24 protein-coding genes are annotated in these 22,857 nt (G+C 45.2%); 1 reads left to right on the top strand and 23 read right to left on the bottom strand.

The window, feature by feature from the left end:
- Positions 1-10: 10 nt before the first annotated feature.
- The 7 genes from plsX to MY9_RS08710 form a co-directional block, all read right to left on the bottom strand.
- Positions 11-1,012 (bottom strand): phosphate acyltransferase PlsX, encoded by a 1,002-nt coding sequence (plsX, locus tag MY9_RS08740; protein WP_014663943.1) that lies wholly within the window; start codon positions 1,010-1,012, stop codon positions 11-13.
- Positions 1,013-1,025: 13 nt separating this feature from the next.
- A complete protein-coding gene (gene fapR, locus MY9_RS08735) occupies positions 1,026-1,592 on the bottom strand; it encodes a transcription factor FapR (RefSeq protein WP_003232044.1) in 567 nt (188 codons plus the stop codon).
- 108 nt (positions 1,593-1,700) lie between these two features.
- On the bottom strand, positions 1,701-3,749 hold the full coding sequence (gene recG, locus MY9_RS08730) for an ATP-dependent DNA helicase RecG (protein ID WP_014663942.1): 2,049 nt from the start codon (positions 3,747-3,749) through the stop codon (positions 1,701-1,703).
- Positions 3,727-4,629, bottom strand: a complete 903-nt coding sequence (gene sdaAA, locus MY9_RS08725; protein WP_003232049.1) for an L-serine ammonia-lyase, iron-sulfur-dependent, subunit alpha — start codon at positions 4,627-4,629, stop codon at positions 3,727-3,729. Before sdaAA ends, recG begins: the two co-directional genes overlap by 23 nt.
- Positions 4,630-4,653: 24 nt before the next feature.
- A complete protein-coding gene (gene sdaAB, locus MY9_RS08720; RefSeq protein ID WP_014663941.1) occupies positions 4,654-5,316 on the bottom strand; it encodes an L-serine ammonia-lyase, iron-sulfur-dependent subunit beta in 663 nt (220 codons plus the stop codon).
- Between the two features lie 138 nt (positions 5,317-5,454).
- Complete coding sequence (locus MY9_RS08715) at positions 5,455-7,116, bottom strand: DAK2 domain-containing protein (RefSeq protein ID WP_014663940.1); 1,662 nt, start codon at positions 7,114-7,116, stop codon at positions 5,455-5,457.
- A 15-nt stretch (positions 7,117-7,131) separates the two neighbouring features.
- Positions 7,132-7,494, bottom strand: coding sequence for an Asp23/Gls24 family envelope stress response protein (locus MY9_RS08710; RefSeq protein ID WP_014663939.1), 363 nt, complete (start codon positions 7,492-7,494; stop codon positions 7,132-7,134).
- A 276-nt stretch (positions 7,495-7,770) separates the two neighbouring features.
- On the opposite strand from MY9_RS08710, the gene rpmB reads away from it, so the two are divergent.
- Positions 7,771-7,959 carry a 50S ribosomal protein L28 gene (gene rpmB, locus MY9_RS08705; protein WP_003221548.1) on the top strand — a complete coding sequence of 63 codons (189 nt, stop codon included), beginning with the start codon at positions 7,771-7,773 and terminating at the stop codon, positions 7,957-7,959.
- Between the two features lie 72 nt (positions 7,960-8,031).
- On the opposite strand, the gene spoVM is transcribed toward rpmB, so the two are convergent.
- The 16 genes from spoVM to MY9_RS08625 all read right to left on the bottom strand — a co-directional run bounded on the left by spoVM (position 8,032) and on the right by MY9_RS08625 (position 22,840).
- Entirely contained in the window at positions 8,032-8,112 is an 81-nt protein-coding gene (gene spoVM / locus MY9_RS08700) for a stage V sporulation protein SpoVM (protein ID WP_003221545.1), read from the bottom strand.
- Between the two features lie 72 nt (positions 8,113-8,184).
- Entirely contained in the window at positions 8,185-8,829 is a 645-nt protein-coding gene (locus tag MY9_RS08695; RefSeq protein WP_041521333.1) for a thiamine diphosphokinase, read from the bottom strand.
- A 76-nt stretch (positions 8,830-8,905) separates the two neighbouring features.
- Entirely contained in the window at positions 8,906-9,556 is a 651-nt protein-coding gene (rpe, locus tag MY9_RS08690) for a ribulose-phosphate 3-epimerase (RefSeq protein WP_014663936.1), read from the bottom strand.
- Positions 9,557-9,560: 4 nt separating this feature from the next.
- Complete coding sequence (gene rsgA, locus MY9_RS08685; protein ID WP_014663935.1) at positions 9,561-10,457, bottom strand: ribosome small subunit-dependent GTPase A; 897 nt, start codon at positions 10,455-10,457, stop codon at positions 9,561-9,563.
- A 14-nt stretch (positions 10,458-10,471) separates the two neighbouring features.
- Positions 10,472-12,418: a serine/threonine protein kinase PrkC gene (gene prkC, locus MY9_RS08680; protein WP_014663934.1), complete on the bottom strand. Its 1,947-nt coding sequence runs from the start codon at positions 12,416-12,418 to the stop codon at positions 10,472-10,474.
- A complete protein-coding gene (gene prpC, locus MY9_RS08675; RefSeq protein WP_014663933.1) occupies positions 12,412-13,176 on the bottom strand; it encodes a protein-serine/threonine phosphatase PrpC in 765 nt (254 codons plus the stop codon). Before prpC ends, prkC begins: the two co-directional genes overlap by 7 nt.
- Before the next feature lie 6 nt (positions 13,177-13,182).
- A complete protein-coding gene (gene rlmN / locus MY9_RS08670; RefSeq protein WP_014663932.1) occupies positions 13,183-14,274 on the bottom strand; it encodes a 23S rRNA (adenine(2503)-C(2))-methyltransferase RlmN in 1,092 nt (363 codons plus the stop codon).
- Positions 14,275-14,277: 3 nt separating this feature from the next.
- Positions 14,278-15,621, bottom strand: a complete 1,344-nt coding sequence (rsmB, locus tag MY9_RS08665; protein WP_014663931.1) for a 16S rRNA (cytosine(967)-C(5))-methyltransferase RsmB — start codon at positions 15,619-15,621, stop codon at positions 14,278-14,280.
- Entirely contained in the window at positions 15,608-16,561 is a 954-nt protein-coding gene (gene fmt / locus MY9_RS08660; RefSeq protein ID WP_014663930.1) for a methionyl-tRNA formyltransferase, read from the bottom strand. Before fmt ends, rsmB begins: the two co-directional genes overlap by 14 nt.
- Before the next feature lie 4 nt (positions 16,562-16,565).
- Positions 16,566-17,048: a peptide deformylase gene (gene def / locus MY9_RS08655; RefSeq protein WP_014663929.1), complete on the bottom strand. Its 483-nt coding sequence runs from the start codon at positions 17,046-17,048 to the stop codon at positions 16,566-16,568.
- A gap of 26 nt (positions 17,049-17,074) precedes the next feature.
- Entirely contained in the window at positions 17,075-19,492 is a 2,418-nt protein-coding gene (priA, locus tag MY9_RS08650; protein ID WP_014663928.1) for a primosomal protein N', read from the bottom strand.
- The gene (gene coaBC / locus MY9_RS08645) at positions 19,489-20,709 is read right to left on the bottom strand and encodes a bifunctional phosphopantothenoylcysteine decarboxylase/phosphopantothenate--cysteine ligase CoaBC (protein WP_014663927.1); all 1,221 of its coding nucleotides are present in this window, start codon (positions 20,707-20,709) and stop codon (positions 19,489-19,491) included. The genes priA and coaBC overlap by 4 nt, the downstream gene beginning before the upstream one ends.
- A gap of 80 nt (positions 20,710-20,789) precedes the next feature.
- A complete protein-coding gene (gene rpoZ, locus MY9_RS08640; RefSeq protein ID WP_003221520.1) occupies positions 20,790-20,993 on the bottom strand; it encodes a DNA-directed RNA polymerase subunit omega in 204 nt (67 codons plus the stop codon).
- A 3-nt stretch (positions 20,994-20,996) separates the two neighbouring features.
- Positions 20,997-21,611 (bottom strand): guanylate kinase, encoded by a 615-nt coding sequence (gmk, locus tag MY9_RS08635; RefSeq protein ID WP_003232083.1) that lies wholly within the window; start codon positions 21,609-21,611, stop codon positions 20,997-20,999.
- 7 nt (positions 21,612-21,618) lie between these two features.
- On the bottom strand, positions 21,619-21,888 hold the full coding sequence (gene remA / locus MY9_RS08630) for an extracellular matrix/biofilm regulator RemA (protein ID WP_003154355.1): 270 nt from the start codon (positions 21,886-21,888) through the stop codon (positions 21,619-21,621).
- Between the two features lie 76 nt (positions 21,889-21,964).
- Complete coding sequence (locus MY9_RS08625) at positions 21,965-22,840, bottom strand: YicC/YloC family endoribonuclease (RefSeq protein ID WP_041521332.1); 876 nt, start codon at positions 22,838-22,840, stop codon at positions 21,965-21,967.
- Positions 22,841-22,857: the final 17 nt, after the last annotated feature.

The following is a 22,857-nucleotide window of genomic DNA, read 5'->3' as shown; positions in this document are numbered from 1 at the left end:
AACCTCCAGACTACTCATCTGTTTTTTCTTCTTTTACTTCTTCCTGAATGAGTTCAGCCACATTTTGGCTGACCATCTCTCTTGCTTGCCGAATCGCATGAAATACTGCATGAGAATCTGATGAGCCGTGCGCCTTGATCACAGGGGCTTTTAAGCCAAAAAGGCTTGCTCCACCATAATTCGAGTACTCCATTTTCATTTTCATTTCTTTCAACTTTGGCTTCAGCACAGCTGCTGCAAGCTTGGATGTGAAAGTAGAAGTCATTACTTCTCTCATCATTTTAAAAATAGACAATGCAGAGCCTTCCAGCGTTTTGAGTGTAACATTCCCGGTAAAGCCGTCTGTTACTACAACATCCGCCACATCATCTAATAGGTCTCGCGCTTCCACGTTTCCGATAAAATTGATGTTCTCTGTTTCTTTTAACATTTGAAACGTTTGTTTCGTCAGTTCGTTTCCTTTTTTATCTTCTGTTCCGACATTTAAAAGCCCGACTCTCGGTGAAGAGACACCGCGCACTTGCTGAGAATAAACAGAGCCCATGATGGCGTATTGAACGAGGTGCTCCGGTTTGGCATCGACATTGGCGCCGACATCAAGCAGAAGAAATCCGCCTCCCGAAACGGTCGGAAGTGTCGGGGCAAGCGCCGGACGGTCAATTCCTTTAATTCTTCCGACGATAAAGAGACCGGCTGTCATTAACGCACCGGTATTCCCTGCTGAAATGCAGGCGTCAGCTCTGTTTTCCGCAACCTCCAGCGCCATAAGAACCATTGATGAGTTCTTTTTTCTTCGCACGGCGCGGACCGGTTCATCCGTAGGCTCAATCACTTCATCTGCGTGCAGCACCGTGATGCGATCTGATGTTGTTGTTAAATGTGATTCTATCGTTGCTTTGTCACCGACAAGTGTGATATGGAGATCATCAAATGCTTCTATACCTTTTATAACTCCGTCAATAACAGCTTTGGGAGCGTGGTCTCCTCCCATTGCATCTACAGCTATTCTCATGCATGCTCCACCTTTATGAATGTTTTGAACGATACATGTCAAAGCGTCCAGAAAAAACAATTTCTTCGCCAACGTAGCTGTTCACTTCGACAACCGTTCTTCCTTTTTCTTTTTCGACAGCCGTTACTTTCGCTTTCGCTACGACGCGTTCTCCCTGCTTTACCTGTCTTGTAAAGCGGATGTCTGCACTTGCAGTCAGCGCCAGCTCGTCATCAATGACTGCAACGGCCAAAGAATTCGCCTGTGCAAATAAATGGTGTCCTCTCGCAATCTGATTCCGGCTGAACACATGCTCCTGTTTTATTTCTAAAATGGATATCGCCTGATCATCCAGCTCAAGGTCAATAATTTCTCCGATAACTTCATCAAGTGACAGGGACTTTACTTCGTCCTCAAGTGTTTTCTCTGCCACGTTCTTAATTCTTTCTCTCAGCTCCGGTATGGAAAGCTCTAAGCGGTCCAAACGTATCGTCTGGATGCTCACCCCGAATTTACCAGCTAATTCTTCATCTGTAATAAAAGGGGTTGCTTGAATCGTCTGCTGAAGTAATTCCTGGCGTTCTCTCTTATTTCTTCTCATATCTAAACACCATCCGGACAATTAAGACTAGGTACTAATAGTAGTATATAATTTCATAGATTGGAATGCAACGATTGTTTCTGGCTGAACACCAAAAACTTCTGATGCTCAGCTTAATTTTTCCCCGTCCATTACTCCGCTCTTCAGCAAATGCTCTCTTAACACAGCGTATTCCGGCTCCTTCCAGAACGCGTCGGAAGCCACAAGATTCGCAGCATCCTGCCTTGCCGTTTCAAGCGCTCTGTAATCATGAACCATGTCCGCCACCTTGAATTCCGGCATTCCGCTTTGTTTTTTCCCAAAGAAATCACCGGGACCCCTCAGTTCCAGATCCTTTTCAGACAGCTCGAACCCGTCATTGGTCTCCGACATGATCCTCATCCGTTCTTTCCCTGTTTCTGATTTTGGATCAGCCATCAGAATACAGAAAGATTGATGTTTCCCCCGTCCGACTCGGCCGCGCAGCTGGTGAAGCTGTGACAGACCGAAACGGTCGGCGTCATAAATCACCATAATCGTTGCATTCGGAACATTCACGCCGACCTCAACGACAGTGGTGGATACGAGAATTTGACAGTGATTTGCGCTGAATTCTCTCATGACCTGGTCTTTTTCATCTGAATGCAGCTTTCCGTGCATAAGGCCGACGTTCCATTTCCCCCGAAAAATATCAGAAAGCATATTGTACACGTCAATGGCGTTTTGCACATCAAGCTTGTCTGATTCTTCAATCAGCGGACAGATGATATAAGCCTGTCTGCCTTGCTTTAATTCTTTTTCGACAAATGCCAAAATGCGATCCAGCATGTCATGTTTTACCCAATAGGTTTCGATTTGCTTTCGTCCAGCCGGCATCTCATCAATAACTGATACGTCCATTTCACCGAACACTGTGATCGCTAATGTTCTTGGAATCGGAGTGGCTGTCATAAAGAGAACATCGGGATCCTGCCCTTTGTTCCGAAGCTTTTTGCGCTGCTCAACCCCAAAACGATGCTGTTCATCTGTAATAACAAGACTCAGCGCCTTAAACTCCACCTCATCTTGGATTAAAGCGTGGGTTCCTACAAGAATATCAATCTCTCCCGCCGCAAGACGCTCAAGCAATTCTTTTCGCCGCTTCCCTTTAACGGAGCTTGTCAAAAGAGCCACGCTGACATCCCATTTTTCAAATAGTGAAACAAGCGAATCAGCATGCTGTTCGGCCAGAATTTCTGTCGGCACCATGAGCGCTCCTTGGTATCCGGATAAGATCGCGGCATACAGCGCAATCGCAGCGACTGCTGTTTTTCCTGATCCAACGTCCCCTTGAAGAAGACGGTTCATTCTGTATGGAGAAGACATGTCTGCTGTTATTTCGCGAAGAACGCGTGACTGGGCATTTGTGAGGGGAAACGGGAGGCTTTTGATAAATCTCATGAGTTCTTCGTTTGAAAAAACCTGCCGTATCCCTTGTGTCTGCTCTCTTTCCGCCTTTCGGAACGCCTGCATTTTCAACTGAAACAGCAAAAATTCTTCGTAAACAAACCGTCGTCTGGCAAGCTTTAATGCTTCCCTTGTTTCCGGCTGGTGCATTGCTTTTAACGCCTGATAATAGTCAGGCAGTTTATAGCTTTTTCTTAGCTTTTCCGGAAGAGGATCAGGAAGTGATTCTGCATATTGGGTCAGCGCCTGCTGAATAAAGCGCCTCATCATTTTGACGGTAACATTTTCTTTCACAGAATACACTGGTTCAATGCTTTTATCCTCTTGATGCGGCCCGTTTTTCAACTCCTGAACAGAGATAGTTTGGCGGTGCTTGTCCCATTTACCTGAGACCGTCACGACAGAGCCCAGCGAAAGCTTTTTCTTCAAATAAGGCCTGTTAAAACATACGGCTGTGATTAAATAGTTGCCGACAAGAACCCGAAATGTCAGCCTGTTTCGTTTTTTTCCGTAATAGGTAAGAGAAGGCTCTGAATGAACCTTCCCTTCGACTGTCACTCTTTCATCATGCGCTACTTCTTCTAAATCCCTCAGCTCATAGTCATCATAGCGATAAGGGAAATAATTCAGAAGATCAGAAATGTCATAAATTCCGAGTTCGTGTAATGTTTTTTCTGTTTCCGGCCCAATACCCTTAATGTTAGCTATACTAGTTTGCTGATGTTGTTTCACGTGAACCTAGCGCTCCTCCGAAAATTTTTTTCTCTAACTCTCTTCCAGTCGGTGTGGCCGCTAAACCGCCCTGGCCTGTTTCCCTAAGTGCAGTGGGCATCGTTTGGCCTATTTTATACATGGCATCGATAACCTCATCACATGGAATACGGCTAGTAATGCCCGCCAATGCCATATCAGCGGCGATCATCGCATTTGACGCGCCCATCGCATTCCGTTTCACGCAGGGCACCTCAACAAGCCCCGCTACAGGGTCGCACACGAGGCCTAGCATATTTTTTAATGTAATGGCCATGGCCTCCGCGCTTTGTTCAGGTGTTCCTCCTGCCATTTCAACAATGGCCGCAGCCGCCATGCCTGAAGCTGATCCAACCTCTGCCTGACATCCTCCGGCAGCACCGGAAATACTTGCGTTATTGGCGACGACAAATCCGAAAGCTCCAGCCGTAAACAAAAAGCGGATCATTTGTTCTCTCGTTGGATTCAGCTTTTCTTTTACAGCAAATAACGTGCCGGGCACAACACCGGCAGAACCTGCAGTCGGTGTCGCACAGATGGTTCCCATAGCTGCATTTACTTCATTTGTTGCCACGGCTTTCGATACAGCATCTAAAATCAGCGGGCCAGACAGGCTTTTTCCTGATCGAATATAAGCCTGTAATTTAACGGCGTCTCCGCCCGTTAAACCCGTTTGACTCGTCACTCCCTCGAGTCCTTTCTGAACCGCCGCTTCCATAACAGACAGGTTATGATCCATCTGCTGAAAAATGTCCTCTTTTGTTTTTTCTGTTACTTCCATCTCTTGAGCGATCATCACATCAGAGATCAATATTTGTTTTTCTTTAGTAATCTCAATTAATTCCTTTACATTACGAAACATAACTGGCTCCTCCTGACCCTTTCGCTAGTCAGCAATCTTTGTCACTTGAATAATATTCGGCAGCTTTGACAGCTCGTCGAGAATATGGTCGTCTATATTTTGATCGACCTCTATTGTCATCAGCGCAAGCTGGCCGATATCTTTCCGGGCTACTTCCATATGTCCTACGTTGATTGAAAATTTCGCCAGAACATTGGCAACACCGGCGATGGTGCCAAATTTGTCATTATGAACAACTAATATGGCCGGATGATTTCCTGACAGCCGGAGTTCAAAACCATTCAATTCTGTGATTTCGATCTTTCCTCCGCCAATCGAAATACCTGTCAGCTCAAGCTCTCCCTTTTCATCAGAAATGGTGATTTTTGCTGTGTTCGGATGGACCGGAACTGCGTCTTCAACCCGAAACTCTATATGAATTCCTTTATCTTCTGCAATTTGTATAGCGGTTTTAATCCGTTCGTCGAATGTATCAAAATCAAGCAATCCGCCGATAATAGCGACATCTGTGCCGTGGCCCTTATACGTTTCCGCAAAAGACCCGTAAAAAGATACGATGATGCGCTCAGGCTCTCTGCCAAATAAACTTCTGGCCACTCTCCCGATTCTGGCAGCTCCCGCTGTATGAGAGCTGGACGGACCGATCATAACCGGACCGATAATATCAAAAACGCTTCTGTATTTCATGCTATTCCTCCTTATGAACCAGAGCTTATTAGCGCTTTGCTTCTAGACTAATTGATCAGATATAAAATGGCAAGCGGACGCGTTACAGCGCTGCCGCATTTAAAAGCAGACATAAGAATAGAAGGGCAAATTGCCCTTCTATTCTGCAGAAACGATATACGAATACAGCGGCTGTTTCCCATTGTGGATCTCAACCTCAATCTCCTCGTACTTATCACTGAGAAATGCTTCAAGCTGCTCGGCTTCTTCCCGAGACGCATCCTCACCATATAGAATGGTCACGATTTCATCGTCTTCTCCGATCATTTCTGACAGCAGCATTTTCGCGGCTGACAGTTGATTTTCAGAAGTGCCGATAATCGTTCCATTCAGAATGCCCATAAAGTCGCCTTTTTTAATATCTTTACCGTCAATATGAGTATCTCTGACTGAATACGTCACCTGTCCGCTTTTTACTTGCTGAATGGCGCTGAGCATATTGGTCTCGTTCGCTTCAGCTTCTTGATCCGGGTTAAAGGCCAGCAGTGCTGACATCCCTTGTGGAACCGTTTTGGCCGGAATGACTAAAACCTGTTCATTCATTACGCTGGCCGCTTGGTTAGCAGCCATAATAATGTTAGAGTTGTTCGGCAGGATAAACACCGTTTCTGCATTTACAGACTTCACGGCTTCGACGATATCCTCAGTACTCGGGTTCATCGTCTGACCGCCTTCAATCACAACAGAAGCGCCGATGCTTTTGAATAGGTCTGAAATTCCTTCCCCCATCGCCACAGTTACAATGCCATACGGCTGTTTTGCCGGCGTTTTTTCGTTGCCAGCGGGCTTGCTTTCTTGACTGATGATAGAGGTATGCTGTTCTCTCATATTTTCTATTTTTATTTTGATCAATTCACCGTAATGCTGGGCGTAGTTTAACACGTTCCCAGGCTCTTCAGCATGAATATGAACCTTCGCCAGCGATTCATCCGCAATCACGAGCAGTGAATCACCGAACTGGCTGAGGTCTTGTCTGAACGTACCTTCGTCGAATTCTCTTTTTGCCTGATCAAGCCTCACCATCACTTCGGTACAGAATCCAAATTCAATATCTTCGGTATTCATCATGCTTTGGGCGCTCTTGTGATGCTCCGCGTTGACCATGTCGTCAAGTGACGGAAGAACTGCTTTCTGAGGTACAGCTTCACCTTTTAATGAAGCAAGGAAACCTTCATACACACAAAGCAGGCCTTTGCCCCCGCTGTCGACAACTCCTACTTCCTTTAGAACAGGAAGCAATTCAGGGGTGCGGTTTAAAGACGCCTCCGCTTCTTCTGTCACTGCAGTCATCAGCGCAGTGATATCGGTTTCTTTTTCTGCTAAGGCCATCGCTTTTTTCGCAGCGTCTTTTGCAACTGTTAAAATGGTGCCCTCTACAGGTTTCATGACAGCTTTATACGCCATGTCTACACCTGCTTGCAGTGCAGCTGCAAATTCCAGCGAATTAATTTCTTTTTTCGATTCAATGCTTTTGCTGAATCCGCGGAACAATTGGGACAGGATGACTCCTGAATTTCCACGCGCTCCCATGAGCAGTCCTTTAGATAACGCGGAGCCCACCTTCCCGATATCATCCGTATCCATTTGTTCAACTTCTCTTGCTCCGGAAGTCATCGACAGGTTCATATTTGTTCCCGTATCACCGTCCGGCACAGGGAACACGTTCAGCGCATCAACTGCACTGGCGTTTTGAGACAGATTCTGCGCTCCCGCAAGAATCATCTCGGCAAAGGTTCTGCCGTCTAATGTTCTAATAGACAATCCTACTCCTCCTAACTACGGGTTCGTCACTCGTACGCCTTGGACATAAATATTGACCGAGTCCACTGCGAGTCCGATGGTTTGATTTACTGTGTACTTTACTTTTGTTTGGACATTATGTGCCACTTCAGAAATTTTCGTGCCGTAGCTGACTATGATATACATGTCGATATGTATCTGTTCTCCTACTTGGCGAACTTGGACACCCCTGCTGAAATTCTCTTTCCGAAGGATTTCAGTCAGTCCGTCTTTAATCTGGTTTTTAGAAGCCATGCCGACAATGCCGTAGCAATCAACAGCCGCGCCTCCTGCAACCATTGCGATGACTTCATTAGATATATCAATCTGCCCGTACTTCGTTCTTAATTCAATGGACACACTATTTCCTCCTTCGAATGCATAGAGTTACAGCTATTCTACTATATGGTTTCCATTATGAAAAGACCAGGCAATAATTGCTGGCCGTACCTCTACATATACTATAGCGCTGCTGTTTCCGCAAGATGTCAAGTGAATTTTCTTGAAAGATGATGAAACAATAGTTGCAAACGTTTTTTAGCTGTGGTAAATTATTTAAAGTATCCATATCGAAAGCATCTAAGATCATATGAATGTTAAAAAGTAGATGTTTTGTGCAAGTGAGGAGGGAAACAAATGGCACGTAAATGCGTTATCACAGGTAAAAAAACAACAGCTGGGAATAACCGTTCTCACGCAATGAACGCTTCTAAGCGCACTTGGGGCGCGAATCTTCAAAAGGTTCGTATCCTTGTGAACGGAAAACCTAAAAAAGTATATGTATCTGCTCGAGCTTTGAAATCCGGTAAAGTTGAGCGTGTATAACAAAATGAACGCCTGCCTCAATATGTGGCAGGCGTTTTTATGTGGTGAAAGAGGGCTTTGAACCCCTGGGCATTAATCTTTTCTAAATGAGCCCAGCATCGCCCGGACAATTCCTCCTAAAAACTTCGGCAATTTAATGGTGTAAAATTTCATTTTTTGTCCCCTCCTATAACGTCCCGTAACCACCTTGTTCATTGTTTTCAGCAAATGAATGAAAGCACATGCTTAATCCGTGCTTCTTATCATTATTAATATGCCTTTTGCAAACGAAAAAGTACCTCGTGAATGAATGAGTTCGTTACTAATACATAGTGTTGAACCGAGCGTAATATGACAATTATTTAGAGGATATTTAAAACCAGTCAGAGTCAGCTCATGTATTTCTTCGGAAAACGGTATGAAGGAGATATATCGCTTATTTTCATCCTTCTCAATATCATATTCACCAGGAGGGAACATTTGAATATGATTTTGTTTGTCTATCAGCCTAATTTTTATGTTCGTTTTTACACCTCTAAACAGAAGCTGAATGTTTCCTAAAAAATGATCAGCTCTGCCGCCTGTAATGCCGAAAATCTGAATGATATCCGGATGCTTTTCCAGCGCCCAATCAAGGGCGAGGTCTAAATCTGTTTGATCTTTTTCTGCTTGATACACATGAAGGGCGGGAGCGGCTTGTTCTATCCGCCGGCGTTCTTGCTCTGTTATGCTGTCAAAATCTCCGAAGGCTTCAACAGGAATGATCCCGGCATCTAGAAGAGTGACGGTGCCTTTGTCAACACCGATCCAAAGCGCGTGTTCATCCGAGTAGCCGGTTAGATCGGGAATGAGATTATTCGGGCCTCCCGCAACGATATTAATTGTTTTCATCTCTGATTCCTTTCTCTGCATACAGGAAAAAGAGCTTAGGCTATTGTATGCCCAGCTCTTTTCTAAAGCTGTTTATTTATTTTCCTCTGATTTCAGAAATTGCTTTTTTGCGGTCAGACTGGCCATAAACAGCTGAACCGGCTACGAGTAAATTCGCGCCCGCTTCAATGACTAGCGGAGCGGTTTCTTTGTTGACGCCGCCGTCTACTTCAATTAAGAGATCTTTTTTTCCTTTTTCATCCGCCATTCGCTTAACCTCTTTTATTTTAGGAAGGACTGAATGAATAAATTTCTGTCCGCCGAACCCTGGGTTCACCGTCATTAATAGAACAAGGTCGAGATCATCGAAAACATGCTCGATGACTTGTACAGGAGTATGCGGGTTTAGAACAACACCGGCCTTCACTCCTTGCTCTTTAATAAGCTGGATGGTACGGTGCAGGTGCGGACATGCCTCAGCATGCACAGACAGGATATCTGCGCCGGCTTTCGCAAAAGCCGGGATATAGCGATCGGGCGCTTCTATCATTAAATGAACATCGAGCGGCAGATCCGTTACCGGCCGGACTGCTTCTACAATCAGCGGACCGATTGTGATATTCGGGACAAAATGGCCGTCCATAACATCAATATGAATATAATCAGCTCCGCCTTTTTCTACATCTTTAATCTCATTGCCTAAAGAAGCAAAATCAGCGGAAAGAATAGATGGTGCAACCTTTATCATTATGCTAATACCTCGGCTTTCTGTCTTTAATCTCCGTCATAAATTCAACATAATGGTCATAGCGGTACTGCTTTATTTCCCCGTCTTCAACAGCTTGTTTCACCGCACATTTCGGCTCTTTTAGATGTAAACAGCCTCTAAATTTGCAGGAAGAGCTTTTTTCTCTTATATCTGGGAAGGTATAGCCCAGTTCTTCTTCCTCAATGTCTGTAAATTCAAGCGAGCTGAATCCTGGCGTATCCGCAACCAAGCCTCCGGACGTGTGTATCAGCTCCACGTGGCGGGTTGTGTGTTTCCCGCGGCCCAAATGCTCGGAAATCTCGTTTGTTCTCAATCCGAGCTCGGGGCTGATCGCGTTGAGAAGAGAGGATTTTCCAACACCGGATTGACCGGCAAATACCGTTGTTTTATCCTGAAAATGCGGGATGATGTCCGCTAAACTGTCTTGGTCCTTAGAGGAGGTAAGATACACGTTATAACCAATATTCCGATAGTCTTCTGCGTAGGCTTGTATCGTATCTTCTGTATCTTGATCATCAATCAGATCCATTTTAGTAATGCATATGATCGGCTGAATATCATTGGCTTCGACGAGAACCAGGAAGCGGTCGAGCAACGCCGTGCTGAAAGAAGGCTGAACCGCTGAGAAAACAAGGACCGCTTGATCAACATTGCAAATTGGCGGCCTGATAAGCTCATTGGTTCTTTCTTTGATTTCCATCAGATATCCTTCTTTGTCATTTTCAGCCTGATACACAACGTAATCACCGACGAGAGGAGTAATTTTGTTCTTTCTGAAAATGCCTCTCCCTCTGCATTGTATTACTTTATCTGAATCCTCTGATTCATCCAGTACATAGTAAAAGCCGCTTAGCGCCTTAATAATTTTGCCCTCAGGCATATTTTCCCTCCTTGTTATTCATCTTTTGGATACTCAATGGTTTTGTAGCTGACAACTTTATTGTTTACCATTACTTGATAGTACCCTTTTTGGCCGGGTTCAATCTTTAGTTCGATCGTTCGTTCAGTCGGCTCTTTTATCTTAAATTCTTCGTAAGTGTCAGAGATGCTGTGATCCGCATCGTCAACTGCGATTTGCACTTGAAGTTCGTCCCCTTCATTTTCTGGTTCATAAGGGATCTCGACCTTTTCTTTCACTGTTTTCGCAGGTTTTTTCTCGGGTCCTAGAGAGAATGTCACTTCCACTTCATTTCCCGGCTTTACTGCCGTACCTGCTGCTGGTTTTTGTTTGACAACCTGTCCTTCTGGAACATCATCTGAGTATGCTTCTTTTTCTACAAGCTTCAATCCGTTGTCTTCCAGATATCCAGACGCCGCTTCTTTACTGTAGGTTTTCAAGTCTCTAAGCGTAATGTCTTCGGGGCCGATACTGACTGTGAGTTTAACTTGATCTTCACTCGGGACAAGCTCAGTCCCTGCTGAAGGATTTTGGTCAATGACAGTGCCCGCGTTTTTCTCGTCATTCACTTCATTTACCGTTACATGTTTAAACCCTTGGTCCTTCAGCGCTTTTTTTGCCTGGTCGACCGTTTGGCCTGTCACATTACCGATCTCCGTCTTTGCTTTTCCGGTGCTCTTATAAATGGTGACCGTGGCGCCTTCTTTGACTGTGGTTTCCGCTTTGGGATCCGTTTTTACCATCAGGCCCTCTTCAATTTTTTCGTCTGAGATTTCCAACACCTCGGAATCAACTTGTAAACCTTCTTTTTCCAAGAGGCCTGCTGCTTTTTCGTATTCCATTCCGGAGACATCAGGTATTTTGACATCCTTAGGCATAAAAAGCGACGGAAAAACGGTGACAGCAAGAATTCCAGCCGTGATAAAAACGAGGCATATCGTGAGCAAAACCCACGGCCACTTTTTTCTTTTGCCGTTTTTCTTTGTTTTGTTTTCTTGTGCGGTTGTCAAATCAGCTTCTTTTTCGCCAGCAGCTTTAGCGAGTTCTTCATCTTTAATGATCGGTATCGCTTTTGTCATCTCTTCATCTTCTTGAATCGTAAATCTCTTTTCATTGAGTCTGTCAGCATCAAAAGCGGTTTTTATGTCAGCTTCCATGTCTTCAGCCGTTTCGTAGCGATGAAAAGGGTCTTTGGCCGTTGCCTTTAGTATGATGTTTTCAACGCTTTGGGGGACTGACGGGTTCCACCTTCTAGTCGAAGGAGTTTCCGCTTGAAGATGCTTCAAGGCGATGCTGACTGCTGACTCTCCGTCAAACGGAATACGGCCCGTTAAAAGCTCAAATAGAACGATTCCAAGGGCATAAATATCCGATTTTTTTGTCGCTAAGCCGCCCCGGGCCTGTTCAGGTGATAAGTAGTGGACTGAGCCCAGGACAGAATTGGTATGGGTGATTGTGGTCGAACTTAATGCCGTCGCAATTCCAAAATCCGTTACTTTGATATTCCCCATGTGGTCAATCAAAATGTTATGCGGCTTGATATCTCTGTGAACAATCTGGTTTTGATGGGCATGAGCGATGGCTGAGACAATTTGCTCCATGATGTTCAGCGCTTCTTTAGGGTGAAGCGGCCCATTTGCTGTTATGTATTCTTTAAGCGTCATGCCTTCGACGTATTCCATGACAATATAATAAATATCATCTTCCTCGCCCAAGTCGTAAATGCTGACAATATTCGGGTGATCGAGGCTTGATGCGGATTGGGCTTCTCTGCGGAAACGCCTAATAAATTCATTGTCATTTGCATAGTCAAACCGCAGGATTTTGATCGCGACTTCACGGTCTAGAATAATATCCTCAGCTAAATACACGTTGGCCATTCCCCCGCCGCCTATGACGCGGAGAATTTGGTAACGCCCGCTGATCCGCTTGCCGATTAGCACTGATCTTCACCCTCTTCAACATGTAAAGCAAGCTCAAGCAAAACTGCTGTAATGTTGTCTTCTCCGCCATTCTGATTGGCTTTGTCCACAAGCAGGTTTACTTTTTCCTGAGGAGCTGAATCGCTTTGCAGGATGTCTTTTAACTCAGTGCCTTCCACTTTATTCGTCAGTCCGTCAGAACACAAAAGCAGTTTGTCTCCGGGTTCGATGTCAAAGGAACGTGTGTCGATGCTGACTGACTGGTCTGTTCCAAGCGCCTTCGTCAACACATTTTTTCGCGGATGATGTTCAGCATCTTCTCTGGAAATCTCTCCAGTACGAACCAGTTCATTTACAAGCGAATGGTCTTCTGTCACTTGAATGAAATCATCGTCCTGAAGCAAATAGCATCTGCTGTCACCGATATGGGCAACAGAAACCGTTTTCCCCGTAAATAGCGCACATACAATTGTCGTCCCCATGCCTTGGCATTCTTCGTGGGCTTGAGCGTGATCGTATATTTTGCTGTTTACTGAAAGAATCTGTTCAATAAGCCATTTTTCACATTCCGAGGGCGCTTGTGGAATTGTCTCTGCTTCATTCCATTTCTCCCCCATGGCTTTCACAGCCATCTTGCTCGCAACATCTCCAGCAAGATGGCCGCCCATGCCATCAGCGACAACCGCTAATACAAATTCATCTTTCCCCTTGAATATCCCCGCATCATCTTCATTATGCTGGCGGATTTTTCCTGTATCTGTTTTTAAGGCTGTTAACAACCCTCATCACCTCGTCTCGTCTTGACGCTCCTTCGCGCGAAGCTGACCGCAGGCTGCGTCAATATCATGTCCTTGCTCTCTTCGGATTGTGACATTTACTCCACGGGATTTCAATGTTTTTTCAAAAGCGAAAATCTGATCACGCGGTGTGCGCACATAGTCCCGTTCAGGCACGTAGTTTACCGGAATCAAGTTCACGTGGCATTTGACTCCTTCCAGCAAGTCGGCAAGCTCTTCGGCGTGTTCCACCTGGTCGTTTACGCCTCCAAACAGACCGTATTCAAAGCTGATGCGACGTCCCGTTTTATTAATATAATATTTAACGGCTTCCATGAGATCAGGCAGTTTATAGGCTCTGTTAATCGGCATCAAACGGCTTCTGATTTCTGTGTTCGGCGCGTGTAGAGAAATTGCAAAGTTAATCTGCATTTTCTGATCAGCAAATTCGTAAATTTTCGGGATGATTCCGCTCGTAGAGACCGTAATATGGCGAGCACCGATATTCAGGCCCTTGTCATGGTTAATGATTTTCAAGAAAGCGAGCATTTCGTTAAAGTTATCAAAAGGTTCACCGATTCCCATGATCACGACAGAGCTGACGCGTTCATCCGTTTCATCAAGAGCTTTTTGCACTTTAACTACTTGAGCGACAATTTCACCTGCTTCAAGGTTTCGTTTTAAGCCTCCAAGCGTTGACGCGCAGAATGTGCAGCCAATACGGCAGCCGACTTGTGTCGTTACACATACAGAATTGCCATACTCGTGTCTCATTAAAACGGTTTCGATGGTATAACCGTCATGAAGCTCAAACAAAAACTTCATCGTACCGTCTTGAGAGGTTTGTTTAACAGCCGTTTTCAGCGTTGTTAACACAAAGTGAGTGTTTAATTTCTCACGCAAATCCTTTGACAGGTTTGTCATTTCTTCAAAAGAAGATACGCGTTTTTCATATAGCCATTCAAAGATCTGAGCTGCCCGGAACGGTTTCTCCCCGTTGTCTGTCAGCCATTGTTTGATTTCATCTAATTCAAAAGAATAAATAGACGGACGCTCTGTCCGCAACTCTTTTCTTACTTTTGTTTTATTAAGTTCTGCCATTGCTTATCCCTTCTTTCTCATGCTGCAAATAAAGAAACCATCTGTTCCGAAATAATGAGGAAGGATTTGCAGCCTTCCATCCCGAACAAAGGGTCTCGCCTTTTCGGGCAGCCGCTTTTCAAGAGACAAATCGGGTTCAAAATCAGGATGTTCTTGTATAAACGCATGTATTACTTCATCATTTTCTGTCCGGTCCATTGTACACGTACTGTAGACAAGAGTGCCACCTTTTTTTACTAATGGTGCGATTTCCCTCAGGATCGACAGCTGGATTTCAGCTAGACGCGCGCTGTCATCAGGCTTTTTTGTGTATTTCATGTCCGGCTTTCTTCTGATAACGCCGAAACCAGAGCACGGGGCATCAACCAATATCCGGTCAAACTTTTCGTTTTCAAACGTTTCCCCTGCTTTTCTTGCATCCATTGTCTCCGCATGAATGATTGTCAGGCCAAGACGGTCTGCCGCTTCTTTGATCAGCTTCACTTTATGTTTGTGAAGATCAAGCGACGTAACGCTCCCCTTGTTTTTCATTAATTCTGCGATATGAGCCGATTTGCCGCCAGGCGCCGCACACGCGTCAAGCACTGTTTCATCAGGCTTAGGATCAAGGGCGCGGGCGACGAGCATGGAGCTCTCATCCTGGATGGATACTTCGCCGTTTTGGAAGAAATGAGTTCCGGCAATTGATCCCTTTAAGAGCTTCACAGCATCCTCAGCGAGATCGCCTTTTTCAACTTCGATTCCCTCAGCAGCCATTTGATCAAGCAGTTCAGCTCTGTCTGCTTTCATTTGATTGACACGCAGCGTTTGCTTCGGCGGTATGAGGTGGATACGGCAAATCTTTTCGGCCGCGTCAAACCCATACGCATCCGCCCACTCTTTCACAAGCCATTCCGGATGGCTTGTTTCTGTCGCCAGCCGACGTACAGGATCTTCGATGGCGTCAAAGGATGGAACACCTTCGCGCTGGATAGAACGAAGCACGCCATTGACAAAAGAAGCAATGCCTTTGTGTCCGCGGATTTTAGCAATCTCAACCGCTTCATGGATGGCTGCCCTATCTGGAATCTTCTCCAAATATTCCATTTGATATAAGGATAGGCGAAGAAGCTGAATCACCCACGGCTTTACCTTTTGAGGCTTATTGATAAATGGTTTAAGCATATAATCAAGCGCGATTTTGTTTTGTAATGTCCCATAGACAAGTTCAGTCAAAAGCCCTCTGTCCTGATCACTCAGTTCATTTGATTTAATGACCGATTTCAGCAGCAGGTTGCTGTATGCCTGGTTTTGTTCTAATTTGATGAGCGCTTCAAGGGCGATGTCACGAACACTAGTTTTTTTCATTATTTACTCCTAACACATCTCCGGCTTCAACATGAGCGCCCCGCACAAAGTCCTCGCCTTTCATGCGTTTTTTGCCGGCCGGCTGAAGTTCAGTTAATAACAGGGCTGTATCATTACCGGTGGCAACGATAATCCCTTCCTTTTCAACTGCAACGACTGTGCCGGGCTCAGCTGTTGTTGGTGCTGGTGTTTTTTTCGACGCCCACACTTTCAAGTTTTGTCCGTTTAGAGTTGTATAAGCAACAGGCCATGGATTTAATCCGCGGATCTGGTTGTAAAGCTCTTCGCCCGTTCTGGACCAGTCGAGCAGTTCTTGCTCTCTTTTGATATTAGGCGCGTACGTCGCTTTCTCTTCATCCTGCTTTTCGGGTGATATGCTGCCGGCAATGACGTTTGGAACTGTCTCAGACAAGAGCTTCGCCCCAGCAACGCTTAATTTATCGTGCAGCGTTCCGACATTATCGGTTTCTTCAATGTCCACTTCCACTTTTGAGATCATGTCCCCGGCATCCAATTTTTCTACCATATACATAATGGTAACCCCGGTTTTCTTCTTTCCCTGCAAAATAGAGTAATGGATCGGAGCCCCGCCGCGCAGTTCCGGCAAAAGAGACGCGTGAACGTTAATGCAGCCGTATTTCGGGCTGTCGAGAAGCTCCTTAGGCAAAATTTGTCCGAATGCCGCCGTTACAATAAGGTCAGGCTTTAATGCCAGCACTTTTTCAATTTCTTCTTTCAATCTGACTTTTTCCGGCTGAAGAACCGGGATGCCGTGACGCAATGCCTCTTCCTTGACCGGAGGAGGTGTCATCACTTTTTTTCTGCCTTTCGGACGGTCCGGCTGTGTGACGACCCCCACTACTTCATATCCGTCCTCAATCAAGGTTTTTAAAACAGGAACTGAAAAATCCGGCGTCCCCATAAATACGATTCTCGTCATCAAATCATCCTTCCATATCCGCTAGTTCATCTTCTGTATAGTATTTACTGATTTTAGATGTAAACAGCACACCGTCTAAGTGGTCCATCTCGTGCTGCACAGCTCTCGCCAAAAAGCCTCGCGCTTCCAGAATGAACGGTTTTCCCTGACGGTTAAACGCACGCACTTTGACATAATCAGCACGTGTGACATTACCATAGACGCCAGGAAAGCTCAGGCATCCTTCAATTCCGGTTTGCTCACCGCTTTTCTCTAAAATTTCAGGATTAACGAGATCAATTCTGCCTCTGTCATCCCCGATATCTACGACAGCCACTCTTTTTAAGATGCCGATTTGCGGCGCTGCCAGTCCGACTCCATCCATTTCAAGCATGGTGTCGTACATATCATCAAGCAGTTTTCTTAGCTTTTTATCAAAAACAGTCACGCTTTCCGTCGGTGTTTCCAAAACCTCCGCCGGATGTGTGACGACCTTTTTTACTGCCAATTTGTTACCCTCCAAGACGTGAGATCTTACATCATCATATAAGGATTCATATCAATTGAAATCATTACATGCTTTTGTTCAATTTCGCGTTTATAATGTTCCAGTATCTTCTTCAATAAAGCGGATAACTGGGTTTCCTGTTTGTATTTTATCACGCATTGATAGCGATATCTATCTTTGATCCTGGCTATCGGCGACGCGCTTGGCCCGAGGATTTTCGTGTCAGCTCCGCAGTTTGCTTTCAAAAAATGAGCAATTTTTTCAGCTGTAACCGCTGCTTTCGCCACTTCCTCATGAGAAACCGTCACAAGAGCCAAAAAGTAGTAGGGCGGATAGGATTGCTCTCTTCTGTGCGCCATTTCATGCTGATAGAACGTTTCATAATCATGCGTTTTCGTCAGCTGGATACTGTAGTGAGACGGTGTATACGTTTGAATGGTGACATGGCCGGGCTTTTCATGCCTGCCTGCCCGGCCGCTGACTTGGGTTAACAGCTGAAATGTTTTTTCAGCCGATCTGAAATCAGGAATATGAAGTGTTGTATCGGCACTTAACACTCCGACAAGCGTGACATTCGGAAAATCAAGCCCTTTCGCGATCATTTGCGTTCCGAGAAGAATATCCGCTTTTCCTTCTCCGAAAGCTGACAGTAGTTTTTCATGGGCGCCTTTCCTTGATGTCGTGTCAACATCCATCCGAATCACTCTCGCATTTGGCAGCACTTTTGTCAGCTCTTCCTCCACTCGCTGTGTTCCCGTTCCGAAAAAGCGGATATGCTCGCTTGCGCATTCAGGACAAGTATGCGGAACAGGCTCTTCATGTCCGCAATAATGACATTTCAGCCTTTGGCCATAACGATGATACGTCATGGAAATGTCGCAGTGCGGACATTGCGGGACATAGCCGCAATCCCTGCACATCACAAAGGAAGAATAGCCTCTTTTATTTAAAAACAGCACCGCCTGCTCACCCTTGGCAATCGTTTCTTCAAGCTTTTCCATCAATTCAACAGAAAACATCGAGCGATTGCCGCTTCGAAGCTCCTCTCTCATATCGACAAGCGAAACCTCAGGCATCACTTGATGGTTAACGCGGTGCTTCAGTGAGAGAAGCTCGTACACGCCCTTTTGCGCCCGTGCATATGACTCTAATGTCGGCGTAGCACTGCCTAATACAACCGGGCAGCTGTGATGCTCAGCCCGCTTGATTGCCACCTCTTTCGCGTGATAGCGCGGCATTTCTTCCTGTTTATAAGAAGACTCGTGCTCTTCATCGATGATAATCATTCCGAGATTTTCAAACGGAGCAAAAATTGCGGATCTGGCACCGACGACAAGCCGTACTTCCTTCCGGTGGATTTTACGCCACTCGTCATATTTTTCCCCTGTGGATAAACCGCTGTGCATGACTGCCACCTTGGAGCCGAAGCGGCCCTTAAAGCGATTGACCATTTGCGGCGTCAGCGATATTTCCGGTACGAGGACGATGGCTTCTTTTCCTTTCGCCAGTACTTTTTCAATTGATTGCAGATAAATTTCCGTTTTTCCGCTGCCTGTCACGCCGTGAAGGAGGAACACTTTATGCTCATCCTTGTCCAATGTCTCGCGTATGGGCTCAAAGGCAGCTCTCTGTTCGTCTGTCAGTGGCAGCGGCTCTGTTTTTTTGAACATTTTATCCTGATAGGGATCTCTGTAGACCTCTTCATAGCTTTCCCTCAAAAGCTCTTTTTGGATAAGGGTTTTGATGGTCGCAGAGCTCGCGTCCGTTCTTTTGCACAAGTCCGCCGCAGGGATTTTCACACCTTCTGGCTCAGAGATGAAAAAGTGAAGAATCGCCTGCTGCTTGGCTGCTTGACGGGACAATCCCTCAGCCTGCTTAGCAAGCTCTTCTTTACTCACATTTGCCTGAATATGCCTCACCATTTTTTTATTTGTTTTTTGCGCGACTTTATAGGTTACGTCTATGCTCCCTTTTTGAACATGCTTTTGAATCAGTTTCAACGTATTATGATCGGGTATATCTGAATACAGCACCGTCTTTGTTTCAGAAAACAGCCGCTCCACTTGCGGCGGAAGCTCAGCTCCGTTTGCAATTTTTAATTCTTTTTCATATTTTGCCTTTAATGCGGCAGGCAGCATTGCTTGAAGTGCCGTTATTTTAAAAGACAGCGTTTTGTCGGACAGCCATGATGACAGATCCATAAGCTCCTCTGTCAGAACAGGTGTAAGATCTAATAAATCCTCTACTTCCTTGACAGATTTCCCCGATAGGTCAGATGCTTCTTTGACTGCTGTTACAAACCCCTGAATCTTACGGGGGCCAAACGGAACAATGACCCGCATCCCCGTTTTGATCATACCCTTGAGATGGTCTGGGATTTTGTAATCAAAAGGCCTGTCTATATTTTTGGTGCTGACATCCACGATGACCTCTGCAAAATTCATGTTCTTTCTCCGGTTTGTTTTGAGAGGGCTGCGATCTCCTGAAGAATTTCAAACGAAACATCGAGCTTAGACATGATCGGAAGTTCGCGTTTATGCCCGTCTTTGAAAAAGATTGTCACAATATTCGTATCAGCACCAAAACCGGCCCCATTTGCTTTCACATCATTTGCCACAATCATATCAAGGTTTTTAACGGCGAGCTTTTTACGTGCATAGTGTTCAATGTCTTGTGTTTCAGCGGCAAATCCGACTAAAATCTGCTCTTTCTTTTTCTCGCCCAATTCTTTCAAAATATCGACCGTTCTTTTCAGTTCTAAGGTCATACCGCCGTCTTGTTTTTTCATTTTATGGTCAAATACTGTTTTTGGCGTAAAATCGGCTACCGCAGCTGTTTTGATGACAATATCGCTTGTTTCATACACGGAGAGCACAGCTTCGTGCATATCCGCAGCCGATTGAACAGGGATAAACTGAGCAAGTCCTTTGGGCTGATCAAGTGAAACAGGCCCAGAAATTAAAGTTACCCGTGCACCAAGCCGGACTGCAGCCTCCGCTAATGCGTAGCCCATTTTGCCCGTCGATTTATTGGTGAAAAACCGGACAGGATCAACCGCTTCCCGTGTTGGGCCGGCTGTAATGACCACACGTTTGCCTTCTAAAGGGGCGGATGTTTCATCAGCAAAATGTTTTTCGGCCAGTTTTACGATGTTTTCCGGCTCTTCCAATCTGCCTTTTCCGACGTAACCGCATGCTAAATAGCCCTCACTCGGCTCAATAAAACGATAACCGTCCTGAAACAGCACTGAAATATTTCGTTTGACTGCCGGGTGGTCATACATATGAACGTTCATCGCCGGCGCGATCCAAACGGGAGCCGTCGCTGCCAACAATGTTGTTGTCAGCATATCATCAGCGATGCCGTTAGCCAGTTTTCCGATCACATTAGCCGTAGCCGGCGCAACGATAATCAAGTCGGCCCAGTCTGCGGCGTCAATATGGGAAATGACACTTGGATTTTGTTCTTTAAATGTATCTGTATAGACTTCGTGGCGGCTCAATGCCTGAAATGTCAGCGGTGAAACGAATCGGCAAGCTGATTCAGTCATAATCACTTTCACATTTGCTCCTGCCTGAACCAGCTTGCTCGTTAACGCACAGGCTTTATAAACAGCGATGCCTCCGCTCACGCAAAGTAACACATTTCGATTGTTAAGCAATGAATTCTCCCCCTCTGCACTTTACAAAACCGCACGGAAAAAAATAACAACCTACATGATATAGGTTGCTACTTGTGCTACTATTCGCGGTCTTCCTTTTCAAACGAAAGCAGGCCTGCATCAATTTCTTCTAAAGCTTTGCCTACATATTTGTGTGAAATCGTATGTTCAATCATTTGGTCTTTTTTGATTTGCATTTCACGGGCACGTCTCGCAGAAACAGTTACGAGCGTGTATTTGGAATCTAATTTATTCATTAAAGAATCAATTGACGGATCTAACATTGATTATTCAACCTCCAGCATTTTCTTATATCTTGGTGCAACACGTTCACGCTTCAAATGTTCAGCAAGAACGATTGCTTTGATTTTATCGCAAGCCGTTTCGACATTATCGTTTTCAACGACATAATCATAAGCATCCATCATTTCAATCTCAGCTTTTGCGGCTTTCATTCGATTTTCAATCAGAGCGTCTGTTTCTGTGCCTCGTGTCACGATTCTGTTCTTCAGTTCAGAAAGGCTTGGAGGCGCAAGGAAAATAAACAGGCCTTCCGGGAAAGCATTTCTCACTTGAAGAGCCCCTTGGACTTCAATTTCTAAAAAGACGTCTTTTCCATCTTGAAGCGTCTGTTCAACATAATCGACAGGCGTGCCGTAATAATTGCCGACATACTCTGCCCATTCAAGCAGCTTGTTGTCCGCAATCATTTGCTCGAATTCGTCTCTTGTTTTGAAAAAATAATCGACTCCGTTCACTTCGCCCTCTCTTGGACTTCTAGTGGTTACTGAAATCGAATATTCAAATTTTGTGTCTTCCTGCGAAAAAATCGCTTGCCGAACCGTTCCTTTACCAACTCCTGAGGGACCTGAGAGAACGATTAATAACCCTCTTTCTTTCATGCGGCAATTACCCCTGCCCTTCATCCATAATTTCTTCTTTAACAGAAAGTCTGTGTGCAACTGTCTCAGGCTGGACGGCAGATAAGATAATGTGATCACTATCCATGACGACAACTGCACGGGTTCTTCGTCCGTATGTAGCGTCAATTAGCATTCCGCGGTCTCTTGCATCCTGGATCATCCGTTTGATTGGCGCAGACTCCGGGCTGACAATCGAAATCATCCGATTGGCGGAGATTATATTGCCAAATCCGATATTAATCAGTTTAATCGTCATCTTCTACGTTCCCCCTGTAAAATAGACGTCTCTAGTTTAGCCTAGTAAGACCGTCTGTAAACAATACGCACAGTCACTATTCTATATTTTGCACTTGTTCTTTTATTTTTTCAATAGAACTTTTCATTTCAACGACAAGCTTTGTGATCTGATGATCATTTGCTTTTGAGCCGATCGTATTTGCTTCCCGATTGAGCTCCTGAACGAGAAAGTCGAGTTTGCGCCCGACAGCTCCGCCACTAGCTAATATATCACGAAACTGGGCGAAGTGGCTCTTCAGCCTGGTAATCTCTTCAGTAATATCAGAGCGGTCTGCAAAAATAGCGCATTCTGTTACAAGCCGGCTCTCGTCTAATACATCTTCAGTCCATTCTTTGATTCTGGCGTACAGCCGTTCTCGGTAACGAGATACGACATCTGCAGCAAGCAATTCAGTTTCTCTCACCAGCTCTTCAAGCTGATCAATATGCATCAGGCAGTCTTTCGCTAAGAGCAGCCCCTCTTTTTCACGCATTTCACAGAGGCCTTTTACCGCTTCCTCTGCGGCATCGGTGATCAACGCCTCCAGCTTGTCATTTTGCGTCTGTTCTTCATGAACCTGGACGACGTGATCAAGCTTAAAGAATTCCATTACATCGGGCTCTGCAGACAATTGATACCGCTTCTTCATATCTCTCGCAGCTGCGACAAACTCATCGAGCAGCTGCCAATCAATCTCAAGCTTTTTCTCAACAAGCATATCACTGTCAACAGATACGAAAAGCTCAATTCTTCCGCGCTGGATATGCTGCAGAATGGTCTGTTTCAGCTTATCTTCAAAATATAGCAAAGGCCTTGGCAAACGAGCGTTCACTTCTTTAAATCTGTAGTTCACAGATTTAAGTTCTACGCTTACAGAGAGATCATCTTGTGTTTTGCTTGCACTGCCGAAGCCTGTCATACTTCGTATCATTTTAAAACACCCAATTC

Origin of the sequence: Bacillus sp. JS (assembly GCF_000259365.1) — a bacterium.
In the GTDB taxonomy this organism is placed as follows: Bacteria; Bacillota; Bacilli; order Bacillales; family Bacillaceae; genus Bacillus; species Bacillus stercoris.
The sequence above is the reverse complement of the archived record's forward strand: the minus strand, read 5'-3'. Positions and strand labels throughout refer to the sequence as shown.